The 13370-nt window shown below is 59.4% G+C and carries 13 protein-coding genes; 10 read left to right on the top strand and 3 right to left on the bottom strand.

The features are described from left to right. Positions 1–9 precede the first annotated feature (9 nt). From D8U69_RS08720 to D8U69_RS08690, 7 genes are all read left to right on the top strand, one after another. Positions 10–879 carry an SDR family oxidoreductase gene (locus D8U69_RS08720; RefSeq protein ID WP_130907127.1) on the top strand — a complete coding sequence of 290 codons (870 nt, stop codon included), beginning with the start codon at positions 10–12 and terminating at the stop codon, positions 877–879. Between the two features lie 3 nt (positions 880–882). Further along, positions 883–2499, top strand: coding sequence for a geranyl-CoA carboxylase subunit beta (atuC, locus tag D8U69_RS08715; RefSeq protein ID WP_130907126.1), 1617 nt, complete (start codon positions 883–885; stop codon positions 2497–2499). Positions 2500–2524: 25 nt separating this feature from the next. Further along, positions 2525–3682, top strand: coding sequence for a citronellyl-CoA dehydrogenase (atuD, locus tag D8U69_RS08710; RefSeq protein ID WP_130904077.1), 1158 nt, complete (start codon positions 2525–2527; stop codon positions 3680–3682). Next, positions 3679–4476, top strand: a complete 798-nt coding sequence (locus tag D8U69_RS08705; protein WP_056856351.1) for an enoyl-CoA hydratase-related protein — start codon at positions 3679–3681, stop codon at positions 4474–4476. The genes atuD and D8U69_RS08705 overlap by 4 nt, the downstream gene beginning before the upstream one ends. Before the next feature lie 117 nt (positions 4477–4593). Continuing rightward, the gene (locus tag D8U69_RS08700) at positions 4594–6555 is read left to right on the top strand and encodes an acetyl/propionyl/methylcrotonyl-CoA carboxylase subunit alpha (RefSeq protein ID WP_130907125.1); all 1962 of its coding nucleotides are present in this window, start codon (positions 4594–4596) and stop codon (positions 6553–6555) included. Between the two features lie 71 nt (positions 6556–6626). Then, positions 6627–7169: an exonuclease domain-containing protein gene (locus D8U69_RS08695; RefSeq protein WP_056856353.1), complete on the top strand. Its 543-nt coding sequence runs from the start codon at positions 6627–6629 to the stop codon at positions 7167–7169. 69 nt (positions 7170–7238) lie between these two features. Next, a complete protein-coding gene (locus D8U69_RS08690; protein ID WP_056856354.1) occupies positions 7239–7523 on the top strand; it encodes a pyrimidine/purine nucleoside phosphorylase in 285 nt (94 codons plus the stop codon). A gap of 68 nt (positions 7524–7591) precedes the next feature. Here D8U69_RS08690 and D8U69_RS08685 read toward each other — a convergent pair whose 3' ends face one another. Both D8U69_RS08685 and D8U69_RS08680 read right to left on the bottom strand, forming a co-directional pair. Beyond that, positions 7592–8398: an MOSC domain-containing protein gene (locus D8U69_RS08685; protein ID WP_130907124.1), complete on the bottom strand. Its 807-nt coding sequence runs from the start codon at positions 8396–8398 to the stop codon at positions 7592–7594. 91 nt (positions 8399–8489) lie between these two features. After that, positions 8490–9425: a chemotaxis protein CheV gene (locus D8U69_RS08680; protein ID WP_056856356.1), complete on the bottom strand. Its 936-nt coding sequence runs from the start codon at positions 9423–9425 to the stop codon at positions 8490–8492. Positions 9426–9886: 461 nt separating this feature from the next. Here D8U69_RS08680 and D8U69_RS08675 point away from each other — a divergent pair, with 461 nt between their 5' ends. The 3 genes from D8U69_RS08675 to D8U69_RS08665 all read left to right on the top strand — a co-directional run bounded on the left by D8U69_RS08675 (position 9887) and on the right by D8U69_RS08665 (position 12404). After that, the gene (locus D8U69_RS08675; protein WP_130904080.1) at positions 9887–10357 is read left to right on the top strand and encodes a hypothetical protein; all 471 of its coding nucleotides are present in this window, start codon (positions 9887–9889) and stop codon (positions 10355–10357) included. A gap of 500 nt (positions 10358–10857) precedes the next feature. Further along, complete coding sequence (locus D8U69_RS08670; protein ID WP_056856359.1) at positions 10858–11751, top strand: sensor histidine kinase; 894 nt, start codon at positions 10858–10860, stop codon at positions 11749–11751. Continuing rightward, positions 11748–12404 (top strand): response regulator transcription factor, encoded by a 657-nt coding sequence (locus tag D8U69_RS08665; RefSeq protein WP_130907123.1) that lies wholly within the window; start codon positions 11748–11750, stop codon positions 12402–12404. Before D8U69_RS08670 ends, D8U69_RS08665 begins: the two co-directional genes overlap by 4 nt. Here the strand turns inward: D8U69_RS08665 and yegS are convergent. Then, positions 12388–13305, bottom strand: a complete 918-nt coding sequence (gene yegS, locus D8U69_RS08660; protein ID WP_056856361.1) for a lipid kinase YegS — start codon at positions 13303–13305, stop codon at positions 12388–12390. The two genes, D8U69_RS08665 and yegS, sit on opposite strands and share 17 nt — an antisense overlap. Positions 13306–13370 lie beyond the last annotated feature (65 nt).

Raw genomic sequence — 13370 nt, 5'->3', positions numbered from 1 at the left:
ACAACCGCCATGGCCTACGATTCGATTTTCAAAGCCGATCTGTTTGCCGGCCAAAACATCATCGTCACCGGCGGCGGCAGTGGCATTGGTCGCTGCACCGCCCACGAACTGGCGGCCCTCGGCGCGCATGTGCTGCTGGTGGGGCGCAAGGCGGACAAACTCAAAGCGGTCGCCAGCGAGATTAGCGACGACGGCGGCAAGGCCGACTGGAGCACCTGCGACATTCGCGAAGAAGAAGCGGTGACGCATCTGGTCAGCGAACTGATCCGTAAACACGGGCCGATTCACGGTCTGGTCAACAATGCCGGAGGGCAGTACCCGTCGCCACTGGCCTCGATCAATCAGAAAGGTTTCGAAACGGTGATGCGCACCAATCTGGTGGGCGGTTTCCTGATGGCCCGTGAAGTGTTCAACCAATCCATGAGCAAACACGGCGGGGCGATCGTCAACATGCTCGCTGACATGTGGGGTGGCATGCCGGGCATGGGGCATTCGGGGGCGGCGCGGTCGGGTATGGACAACCTGACCAAGACAGCCGCATTCGAGTGGGGATACGCCGGGGTGCGGGTCAACGCCGTGGCGCCAGGCTGGATTGCTTCCAGTGGCATGGACACCTACGAAGGTGCGTTCAAGGCAGTGATCCCGACTTTGCGCGAACACGTGCCGCTCAAGCGCATCGGCACTGAATCGGAGGTCAGCGCGGCGATTGTTTTCCTGCTCAGCCCGGCTGCAGCCTTCATCAGCGGGAGCACCTTGCGCATCGACGGTGCTGCCAGCCTGGGTGGACGGGCATGGCCGATCCACAAGGCGACGAACAGCGAATCGTACAATGGCTTCCACCGCGCCTACCTTCCCGACGTCCTCAAGGACAAGGAATAACCCATGCCGGTGATCCAGTCGCAACTCGATCCCGACAGCGAACAGTTCGCACAAAACCGTGCGGCGATGCTCAGCGCGGTCGAGCAGGTTCAAACCCTCGAACAGAACCTGCTGGACAAGGCGGCCGAGGCCAAAGCCAAATTCGACAAGCGCGGTCAACTGTTGCCCCGTGAACGCCTCAATCTGCTCCTCGACCCCGGTGCGCCGTTCCTCGAACTGGCAAGCCTGGCCGGCTATAAACTGCACGATGACAAGGACGGCAGTTCGGCCGGAGGCGGCTTGATCGCCGGCATTGGTTATGTGTCCGGTGTGCGGGTGCTGGTGGTGGCGAACAACAGCGCCATCAAGGGCGGGACCATTTCCCCCAGCGGCTTGAAAAAATCCCTGCGCCTGCAACAGATCGCCATGGAAAACAAACTGCCGGTGATCACCCTGGCCGAAAGCGGCGGCGCCAATCTCACCTACGCGGCAGAGATTTTCGTCGAAGGTGCGCGCAGCTTCGCCAACCAGGCGCGGATGTCGGCCATGGGCCTGCCACAGATCACCGTGGTGCATGGCTCTGCCACGGCGGGCGGCGCTTATCAGCCCGGATTGTCGGACTACGTGGTGGTGGTACGCGGCAAGGCCAAACTGTTCCTTGCCGGGCCTCCGCTGCTGAAAGCGGCCACCGGGGAAGTCGCCACAGACGAAGAGCTGGGTGGCGCCGAGATGCACGCACAAACGGCCGGAACCGCAGAATACCTGGCAGAAAACGATGCCGATGGCGTGCGTCAGGTGCGCGAAATTGTCGCCATGCTGCCGTGGAACGAACAACTGCAATGGTCACCCGAACTCCGCTGGGAAGAGCCGCTCTACCCGATCGACGAACTGTTGGGACTGATCCCGGATGACCCGAAGAAACCTTACGACGTGCGCGAGATCATCGCCCGCATCGCCGACGGCTCGAACTTCCTCGAGTTCAAGGCCGAATACGATCAGCAGACCGTCTGCGGACAGCTGAAAATCCAGGGCCGCGCCTGCGGCTTCATCGGCAACAACGGCCCGATCACACCCAAGGGTGCAAGCAAGGCGGCGCAGTTCATCCAGCTCTGCGACCAGAGCCAGACCCCCTTGCTGTTCTTTCATAACACCACCGGGTTCATGGTCGGCACCGAATCGGAGCAGCAAGGTGTGATCAAGCATGGCGCCAAGATGATTCAGGCAGTGGCCAATGCCCGTGTGCCCAAGCTGACCATCGTGGTCGGCGGTTCCTACGGCGCCGGCAACTATGCGATGTGCGGGCGCGGCCTGGACCCGCGCTTCATCTTCGCCTGGCCCAACAGCCGTACCGCGGTGATGGGCGGCGCGCAGGCGGGCAAAGTGCTGCGCATCGTCACCGAGGCCAAACAGGCCAAGGACGGGCTGGTGCCTGATCCGAAAATGCTCGACATGCTCGAGCAGGTCACGGCGCAGAAACTCGACAGCCAGGCCACGGCGCTCTACGGCAGTGCCAACCTGTGGGACGACGGTTTGATCGACCCGCGCGATACCCGGACCCTGCTGGGTTACTTGCTGGATATCTGTCAGGAGGCCGAAGTGCGGCCGCTGCAAGCCAACAGTTTTGGTGTAGCCCGCTTCTAAGGGCGATCAGAGGAGAACAATAAAAATGATCTTCACCCAGGAACACGAAGCACTGCGCCGCACCGTTCGCCAATTCGTCGAACACGAGATCAACCCCCATGTCGAGGAATGGGAAAAAGCCGGGCGTTTTCCGATCCATGAGATATTTCGCAAGGCGGGCGACCTCGGTTTGCTGGGCATTTCCAAACCGGAAAAATTCGGCGGCATGGGCCTGGACTACAGCTATTCGATTGTCGCTGCCGAAGAGTTCGGCACCATTCATTGCGGCGGCATTCCGATGTCCATCGGCGTGCAGACCGACATGTGCACCCCGGCCCTCGCCCGCTTCGGCTCCGATGAACTGCGAGACCAGTTCCTGCGCCCGGCCATCAGCGGCGAGCAGGTCGGTTGCATTGGCGTCTCCGAAGTCGGTGCCGGTTCCGATGTGGCCGGGTTGAAAACCACCGCGCGCAAGGACGGCGACGACTACGTGATCAACGGCAGCAAGATGTGGATCACCAACTCGCCGAGCGCCGACTTCATCTGCCTGCTGGCCAACACCTCGGACGACAAGCCGCACATCAACAAGTCGCTGATCATGGTGCCGATGAACACCCCGGGGATCAGCCTCAGCTCGCACCTGGACAAGCTCGGCATGCGCAGTTCGGAAACCGCGCAGGTGTTCTTCGACAACGTGCGCGTGCCGCAGCGCAATCGCATCGGCCACGAAGGCGCCGGGTTCATGATGCAGATGCTGCAGTTCCAGGAGGAACGCCTGTTCGGCGCGGCCAACATGATCAAAGGCCTGGAGTACTGCGTCGACAGCACCATCGAGTACTGCAAGGAGCGCAAGACTTTCGGCAATGCGTTGATCGACAACCAGGTCATTCACTTCCGCCTGGCTGAACTGCAAACCGAAATCGAATGCCTGCGTGCGTTGGTCTATCAGGCCACCGAACAGTACATCAAAGGCCAGGACGTCACGCGTCTGGCGTCGATGGCCAAACTCAAGGCCGGTCGGCTGGGCCGCGAGGTCAGCGACAGTTGCCTGCAATACTGGGGTGGCATGGGTTTCATGTGGGACAACCCGGTGGCCCGCGCCTATCGCGATGTGCGCCTGGTGTCGATTGGCGGCGGTGCCGACGAAATCATGCTGGGCATCATCTGCAAACTCATGGGCATCCTGCCGGGGAAAAAGAAATGAGCACCCTGCCCGATTGCCAGACGCTGCTGCTGGAACTGCACAACGGCGTGCTGCACGTCACCCTCAACCGCCCGCAAAGCCGCAATGCCATGAGCTTGCAGATGGTTGCCGAACTGCGCGCGGTGCTGGCGGCGATTCATGACGACCGCACAGTTCGTGCATTGGTCATCGGCGGTGCCGGCGGCCACTTCTGTGCCGGTGGCGACATCAAGGACATGGCCAACGCCCGTACCCAGGGTAGCAGCGCGCACCGCGATTTGAACCGGGTGTTCGGTGCGCTGCTGCAAGAAGTGCAACACGCACCGCAAGTGGTCATTTGCGTATTGCAAGGCGCTGTGCTTGGCGGTGGTTTTGGGCTGGCCTGTGTCAGCGACATCGCCATTACCGAGCATTCAGCGCAATTTGGCCTGCCAGAAACCAGCCTTGGCCTGCTGCCGGCGCAAATCGCACCGTTCGTGGTCCAGCGCATCGGCCTGACCCAGGCCCGGCGCCTGGCACTGACGGCGGCGCGCTTCGATGGCACCCAAGCGCGGCGGATGGGCCTGGTGCACTTTGTCGAGCACGATCCGCAAGCCTTGGCCGAGCGTCTCGATGAGGTGCTGGCGCATGTACTTTGCTGCGCACCGCAAGCCAATGCTGCAACCAAAAAACTGTTGCTGGCCAGTGCCGGACAACCTTCGGACGCGCTGCTCGACCAAGCCGCCGAGTGGTTCAGCGAAGCGGTGACCGGGGCCGAGGGTGTCGAGGGAACCATGGCCTTTGTGCAAAAACGCAAACCGGGGTGGGCCTCCTGAAAAGCATCGCTGGCAAGCCAGCTCCCACAGGTTGTGTGTGCGACACAGATCCCTGTGGGAGCTGGCTTGCCAGCGATGAGGCCCGAACAAGCACTGCAAACTCAAGAGAGCTATCCCATGCCCGGATTCAGCAAAATCCTCATCGCCAACCGCGGTGAAATCGCCTGCCGCATCCAACGCACCGCCCAGGCGCTGGGTTATCGCACCGTCGCCGTGTTCAGCGATGCCGATGCCGATGCACTGCACGTACAAATGGCTGACGAAGCCGTCAACATCGGTCCGGCCCCGGTGCAACACTCTTATTTGAACATTCCGGCAATCATCGACGCCGCCCGGCGCACCGGCAGCGATGCCATCCATCCCGGCTACGGTTTCCTCTCGGAGAACGCTGGATTCGCCCTCGCCTGCCGGGAGGCCGGCATCACCTTCATCGGTCCCAGCCCTGAAGCGATTGAACTGATGGGCAGCAAACGCCTGTCGAAAATCGCCATGAGCGAAGCGGGTGTGCCCTGCATCAAAGGCTATCAAGGCGCCGCTCAGGATGACGCGACCCTGAGCCGCGAAGCCGAACGCATTGGTTATCCGTTGATGATCAAAGCCAGCGCCGGCGGTGGCGGGCGGGGCATGCGCCTTGTGCATGACAGCGGCGTTTTGCTGGAGCAGATTCGCACGGCACGCTCTGAAGCGTTGAACGGTTTTGGCAACGGTGAACTGATTCTGGAACAGGCGTTGATCGAGCCACGCCATGTCGAGGTGCAGTTGTTCGGCGACCAGCATGGCAACCTGATCTATCTCGGTGAACGGGACTGCTCGATCCAGCGTCGCCATCAGAAGGTCATCGAGGAAGCCCCTTGCCCGGTAATGACTGACGTATTGCGCCAGGCCATGGGAGAAGCGGCGCTCAAGGCCGGGCGGGCCGTGAATTACGTCGGCGCCGGCACGGTAGAGTTCCTGCTCGATGCACGGGGGCAGTTTTACTTTCTGGAAATGAACACCCGCCTGCAAGTGGAACATCCAGTGACGGAGTTGATCACCGGGCTTGATCTGGTGGCCTGGCAACTGAACATTGCCGATGGCCAACCGCTGCCATTGCGTCAGGAGCAAGTACAACTCACCGGCCACGCCATGGAAGTACGTTTGTATGCTGAAGACCCCGCCCAAGGCTTCCTCCCGCAAACCGGACGCATTGCGGGGTGGGAACCCGCTTTGCGCGACGGCGTGCGGGTCGACCACGGTCTGATCGAGGGTCAGAACATCAGCCCCTTCTATGACCCGATGCTGGGCAAAATCATTGCCTTCGGCGCCACCCGCGAAGAAGCCCGGCGCAAGCTGCTGCGGGCGGTCCAGGACAGCGTCCTGCTGGGCATGCAAAGCAATCAGCGCCTGCTCGCCAGCCTGTTGCAACATCCGGCATTCATCGCTGGAGAATTCAGCACTGGATTGATCGCCCAAGCGTTTGCCGATCATCCGTGCCTGCAACCCTTTGCGCCCAACCCTGAGCAATTGGCAATCGCCGCCGCCCTGCTCTATCAGGCCTCGGCCGGGACGCACCGTGCCTCATTGGCCGGGTGGCGCAATAACGCCAGCGTGCCGCTGCACTATCGCCTCGGCCTGGAGGATCAGCAATGGTCGGTGGTGTTGAACGCCGGACCGGGAGAGATCTACCGGATTGAAGCCGTCGGCCACTGTCTTGAGGTAAAGCTCATTCACAGCGACGGACGCTGGGCCACGCTGGAAATCGACGGGATCCGTCAACGCCATGCCTATCGCCTTGAGGGCAAACAACTGTGCCTGTTCACCCGCCCCGGCAGCTTGGCGCTGGAGGACCGAACCCAGGCCCGGGTCAGCAGCCAGGCCAACGTCAGTTCAGGCACCCTCAAGGCGCCGATGGACGGCGCGATCGTCGACGTGCTGGTCAGCGAGGGCAGCGCCGTCAGCAAAGGCCAGCTTTTGGTCGTGCTCGAGGCGATGAAAATGGAGCATCCGCTCAAATCCGGCATCGACGGCGTGCTCAAGCGCTTGCAGGTTCGGGTCGGCGACCAGGTGAAAAACCGCCAGATTCTGTTGGAGGTCGAATAAGCCGCTAGGCGGAACCGCCGGGTTTGGCTACGCTCAAAGGCTATCAGGACGCGGATACCAGGAACCCTGCGATGCCTCATTGGCTGGTCATTGATTTGGAAGCCACCACCGACGAGGGTGGTTGGCCCGTTACAGAAATGGAAATCATCGAAATCGGTGCCACCCTGGTGGATCGCAAGGGACGTGAACTGGATCATTTCCAGCGATTTGTCCGCCCAACGCGCCGACCATTGCTCACGCCATTTTGCCGGGACCTGACGCACATCACCCAAGCCAACATCGATACCGCGCAACCCTTGGGCGATGTCTGGCCCTTGTTCGAGCGTTGGCTCGGCCAACATCACAGCCGCCTCGAAGGCTGGGCCAGTTGGGGCGATTACGATCGCAAGCAATTGCTGCAGGAATGGCAGCGCCTGCAACTCGACAGCGTCTTGAGTCGCATCCAGCACATGAATCTCAAACAACGCTTTGCCAAAGCCCGACGGCTGGAACGTCCGCTGGGCCTCAATGGCGCCTTGCAACTGGCCGGTCTGCAATTTACCGGTCAGCAGCATCGGGCGCTGGAAGACGCTCGCAATACCGCACGACTGCTACCACTGGTTCTACCGCTTTAGACAGGTGACGCCAACAAAGGCCTTGTGCATACTGGCCGGCCATTTTTAGCCCTTTTCGAGGAATCGCCCATGTTTAAAGTCAACGAGTACTTCGACGGCACCGTCAAGTCGATCGCCTTTGGCACCGCTGACGGTCCGGCGACCATCGGCGTCATGGCTCCGGGCGAATATGAATTCGGCACTGCCCAGCGTGAAGTCATGCACGTGGTGTCCGGCGCCCTGACCGTCAAGCTGCCAGACAGCAACGACTGGGAAACCTTCGCCGCCGGCAGCCAGTTCAACGTGCCTGCCAATAGCAAGTTCCAGCTGAAAGTGGCCGTCGACACCGCTTACCTGTGCGAATACCACGGCTGATCCCCTGGGTTTCACAGCGCAAAAAATGCCCGCATCCAAGGACGCGGGCATTTTTTTATTCACCGATTCTATTCAAGGATGGTCACCGGCATGCCGACTTCCAGCCGGCCATTACCGTCGTTGACCAGATTTTGCCCGAACATCGCGCCATCCGCTTCGGACCGATATTTTTGCAAAGTGGCGAACGGTTCGCGATCGGTGTTGCGTTCGCCGGTCTGAGGGTCGATGGTGGTCAGGATGCAACGTGAACACGGCTTGACGACACGGAATTCGACTTCACCAATGCGAATACGCTTCCAGCCATCTTCGGCAAACGCATCAGCGCCTTCGATCACCAGATTCGGGCGAAATCTCAGCATTTCCATAGGCCGCCCGACTTTTTCCGACAGATCGTCCAGCGACGCCTGCCCGATCAACAACAACGGAAAGCCATCCGCGAACGCAACCTGATCGTCATCCTTGCCATATCCGGCCTGGGTGGTCCTTGCACGGTCGAGTGGCACTTGCACCAGGCGCGTCGGTTTACCGATAAATTCACTGACCCAGGCACCTGCGGCGTCACCGGCATCGGGCACACGCAGCGTATCGCGCCAGATGGTCACACCGCGCAGTTCGGCTTCGCTGGCGGGCAAGGCGATATCAATCGGCGCATGGCCCGGGGCACTGAGGGTCAAGCCGCCAGCAGTATTCCACAACGCCGACAGCTGACTCATTTTCGCCACCGCTCGCTGGGTCAGGAAACGCCCGCTGGCCTCGTCCACCAGCATCCAGCGTCGATCCCCGTCGAGGCCAAGCTTGTCGAGACCGATCTGTTGCAGGATTTCGCCCTTGCCGGATTTCAACGGATAACGATAAAGCGCACTCAGACGCAGCATGACCAGCTCCCTGATGGACCAAAAACGCCACCCTATACGAGCTTGATCGCCGAATCAAAGGCTGACTCAACGCCAGCCTCATGTGCGAAGGTCAGGCTGGAACGGCGTCGAGCATCAGGCGCTGGCGCACCACGTCGACGAGTTTGTCCGGCTGGAACTTGGAGAGGAAGTTGTCACAGCCGACCTTCTTGACCATCGAATCATTGAAACTGCCGGACAACGACGTGTGCAGCACAACATACAGACCGCGCAAGCGCGGGTCATTGCGAATTTCCGTGGTCAGGCGATAACCGTCCATTTCCGGCATCTCCGCATCGGTAAAGACCATCAGCAGTTTGTCGGTCATGTTCACACCCGTATCGGCCCAGGCCTTGAGCATGTTCAGCGCCTTCAAACCGTCGCTGGCGATGTGCATTTTCACCCCTAGCTGACCCAACGTGTCGCGCAGTTGCGCCAGCGCCACATTGGAGTCATCCACCAGCAGTACTTCACGACCACGGGCGCGCTCCAGCACCGGATCATCAAGCTTGTCGCGGGACACCTTGGCGTTATAAGGGACGATTTCGGCCAGGACCTTTTCGACATCAATGATTTCCACCAATTGGTCGTCGACCTTACTGATGGCAGTCAGGTAATGCTGGCGACCGGCGCTGGTCGGCGGCGGCAAAATCGCTTCCCAGTTCATGTTGACGATGCGATCCACACCTCCAACCAGGAATGCCTGCACCGAGCGGTTGTACTCAGTGACGATGATCGTGCTGCCAGGGCCGGGCACCAGTGGACGCATGCCGATCGCCTGGGACAGGTCGATCACTGGCAGAGTCTGGCCACGCAGGTTGACCACACCGCACACAAACGGATGCCGCTGGGGCATCAACGTCAACTTTGGCAATTGCAGGACTTCTTGCACTTTGAACACGTTAATTGCGAACAATTGCCGCCCGGCAAGCCGGAACATCAGAATTTCCAGGCGATTCTCACCCACCAGTTGCGTACGTTGGTCTACCGTATCGAGAATGCCGGCCATCAATCACTCCTGGGCTTGTACTGATGAAATCACTAATAGAGGGTTATCGGCTGTATTTGCCGGACCTAGACCCTGTTCAAAATGCCGCGTCCAAACATTGATGTCACATTAACATCATGCTTTACTGGCGTTGTATTTTCATCTGCTACATTTCCCAGGCGCGACAATAGTTTACGCGTCAGGTTCCGTTGCGTAAGGGATTCCCCTAGCAACAATCAGGTGCAACCTGATATTCGCGATATCCAATAGCCATTAATGTGACGCCATTCTCATTGCATGAACGGAGTCAGGCTTTTGTGTGCGATCGCAAGTAAGTGGCCAGCTACCCTTTTGACTTCTCCAGCCTGCTCTCCTGCCGGCCAGAGCGCGATCTCACGACGACCCGGTTACGCCGGGGCGACAATCGTCCTCGTCGACACACACGACATCCCCTCATTTGACATGACGTTGTGGAGATAAGCATGCCGAACAATCGCACAGAATGGGCAAAGCGGGTCCCGGAGTTTCTTGTCGAAGCCGAAACCCTCCTGGCCAAAACCGAAGAATGCCTCAGTCACCTGCAACTGATCAGCAATGACAAGGACGCCATCGACTGCTTGCTCAGCACCCTTCTCAAGCTCGCCAGCAAGGCCGATGCCCTCGCACTGGCGGCCGTTTCAGAGTTTTCGTTGCACATCCACGGCTTGCTCAATCATGCGCAGCATCACATGGATCTGCACGACGAAGCCCTGGCCGCGCTCAAGGACTGCCTGACGTTGATCGCCTGGCAACTTGAGTTGATCGATCAGAAGACCGGCCAACTCAGTCTCGACGAAAGCGAACAGACGACCCTGATCGAAGCGTTCGCCTTCCAGGTCGGTCAGCAGCATTTCCAGCCTGCGGTTAATTCCAGACCGTTTACACTCGTTTCCTATATGGAACGCCAGGCTTGAATGCCATCAATAGAGCGCAACTCCATGTGTTTGTGGCCAACGGCGCTATATAACCTGGCCAAGTACAGGTCGTAATTGAACATTACGTACCCATTAACGACATCTTCGAACAAACCATTATTCCTGCGTTTTTCCTGCCAGCTCGTTCAGAGCGTCGCTTGGCGCAAATGGATCCAAACCCCTATGTTCAAGGGGAACCGGTGACAGCAGCGACCACACATTTCCCAACATGGAACTACCGTACAAAACGGACTGTTTCCTGACTTCCTGGACATATAACCCAAGCGCGACCAACGGTATGTTCGGTGTTATTATGGCGCCCATTAGTTGACGTCAATTAATGGCGATGTGATTGTGGGTGACTGCAACGACCAAGTTCCATCCTGGATTTCTCATTCAGATAGTACGTCCCGTTGAAGTCCATGCATGACACTACAAAACAGAGATCCGTCAGCCATGACCGGTCTGCCCGCAGCGAACCTCCATTGGCTCCATCCGCTATGTACGCCAGTTTCAAGTCAATCACCATGTGGCCACCCTCACGAGAAAACGCTCGCCGGTTCACGCTATTGCTATGTGCCAGCTCGACGCTCGGCAGTCTGCTCATCTATGGCCTGTCCACTCGCCTGCCCCTCGGCCTGCTGATACTGGATATCGCGGCACTTGGCTGTGTCTGGGTGCAATATCGCCTGTCGCGCAAGTCGATCAAGTTTCAACCGCAAGAACTCGCCGACCGACTCCTGCAAGTTCAGGAGAACGAGCGCCATCGCCTGAGTCGGGAGCTGCATGACGACATCGGCCAATTGCTGACTGCTGCAAAACTGCAAAGTGACTGGCTCAAACGCCGAATGCCGGAAGAGCTTCAGGGGCAATGTGCGGTACTTTGCGACACGCTGGAGGAGACGCTCGCCAAAGTGCGCGACGTGTCGGCCATCCTCAATCCTCGGCAACTGACCAGCCTGGGCCTCGAAGCCAGTCTGCGCGCGCATTTACTCAAGACGCTGGCCAACTCCCCGGTGCATTGGAGCCTGGAATGCCATCAACGCCTGACCGGCATACCGGAAGAAATGGCTGTCGCGGCATTTCGCATTACCCAGGAAGCCGTCACCAATATGCTGCGGCATGCCGAGGCAAAGAATCTGCTGGTGTGTCTTAAACGTTTGCCCCAGGGATTGAGCTTGTTGATCAGTGATGACGGCCAAGGTTTTGCGCCTGCCATTGATCCGGGCCGCGAGGGGCAGCGCGGAATGGCTGGAATGTCGGAGCGGATCAGCCAGCTGGGCGGTACATTGACCGTTACCAGCGAGCCTGGCAAAGGCACGCAAATCCAAGCACTCTTCCCCTGGGCGCCCCGTGCGCTTGAGCGGGCCAGTACGAATAAGGTTATGCATTGACTTGTCACTTACTTCTGGTGGATGACCACTCGCTGATCAGGGCTGGCGTGCGCGCCCTGGTGCTGGACCTTCCTGGCTACGACGTCATTGGCGAGGCCAATGACGGCTCACAATTGCTCGCGATGGTCGAACACCTGTCCCCGGATATCGTCCTGCTGGATATTTCCATGAAGCAGACCGGCGGCCTTGAAGCCTTGCAGCAACTCAAAAGGATTCGCCCGCAAAGCAAGGTGCTGATCCTGTCGATGCACACTGACCCCGCGCTGATCATGCAGGCGCTCGAATCCGGGGCCCACGGCTATTTACTCAAAGACACGACGGCTACTGAACTGGAGCATGCGCTGGAAGCCTTGCGTAACAATGAACGCTACCTCAGCCCGGCGATCGCCCATACCGTGATCAACCAGGCACTGACCCGCAACCAGAAACACCCGACCCCGGCAGACTCGCACAACCTGACAGCCCGCCAACTGGAAATCCTGCGCCTGATCGTTCGCGGGAAATCCACTCGGGAAATTGCCAACGGCTTGGGCTTGAGCGTCAAGACGGTCGAGACCCACCGCTCGCAAATCATGAAGCGCCTGCAGATCTACGATGTGGCTGGCCTGGTGTTGTTTGCCGTGCGCGAGCAAATCATCAGTCTGGACGATTGACGACCTCATTTACGCTCAACAATGGAGAGTCGACCGGCAGATGCACTCGCAATGCTCCCGGCTGCGCGCAGAAGCGCAGATTGTCACCCTCCAGCGGTTCGCCATCGAGGTTGATGTACAACCCCTCAGCCACCTTGATCTCGACCCACGGCAGTCGGGCGCGGACAAACATGCTATCGATGCCGAATCCATCCGTCAGCAAGCTTTTCAAGGTCCCGACCACTTCCTGTGGCGCTGGCAAAATGCTGATATCGAGCAGTCCATCGTCCGCCAGGGCTTGCGGACATAATTCATGTCCGCCGCCAGCCTGCCGGCCATTGCCGATGCCCAGGGCCAGCAGCTCTCCGCTCCAATGAAAGTCCGGCCCCTGCAGTTCACCGTAAGCGGCGTGCAGCTCACTGAACCGTGACAAACCGGTGAACAGATAGGCCGCACCACCGAGCACCTTTTTCAGGTCCTCGGAAGTATTGGCTGTGACCTGACTGCCGAATCCCCCCGTAGCCATGTTGAGAAAGACTTGCCCACCGACCTCCCCCAGATCGATGGAACTCGCAGCGACGTCCAGTAGATCCAGAGCCAGCGCAGGTTCCAGAGGAACGCCAGCGGCGCGCGCAAAGTCATTGGCCGTTCCAAGAGGCATCAGCACCAGGCTTGCCTGCGTCGACTGCGCGGCCATGGCCTCGGCAATATCACGCAAGGTGCCGTCGCCCCCGCCCGCAACGATTTTCGGGTAACCCGCGGCCAGTGCCTCTTCCACCAGGCGCTGCGCATCGCCAGCTTCCCAGGTCAATCGAACGGCGAGCTCCCAACCCTGTTCACGCCTGGCTTCAACGGCAGCGCGCACATCCTCGTTGAGCGCCTGCTTGCCATGCAGAATCAACAGCGCCTTGCGTTCACTCATGGTGTTCACTCCCGGAATTGAATGGCGTATGAAAGATGTTGACCTCCTTGCCCCCACTAAAAGTT

The organism is Pseudomonas sp. Sample_16, from assembly GCF_004307665.1.
In the GTDB taxonomy this organism is placed as follows: Bacteria; Pseudomonadota; Gammaproteobacteria; order Pseudomonadales; family Pseudomonadaceae; genus Aquipseudomonas.
This window is presented reverse-complemented; position numbering and strand designations above follow the sequence as displayed.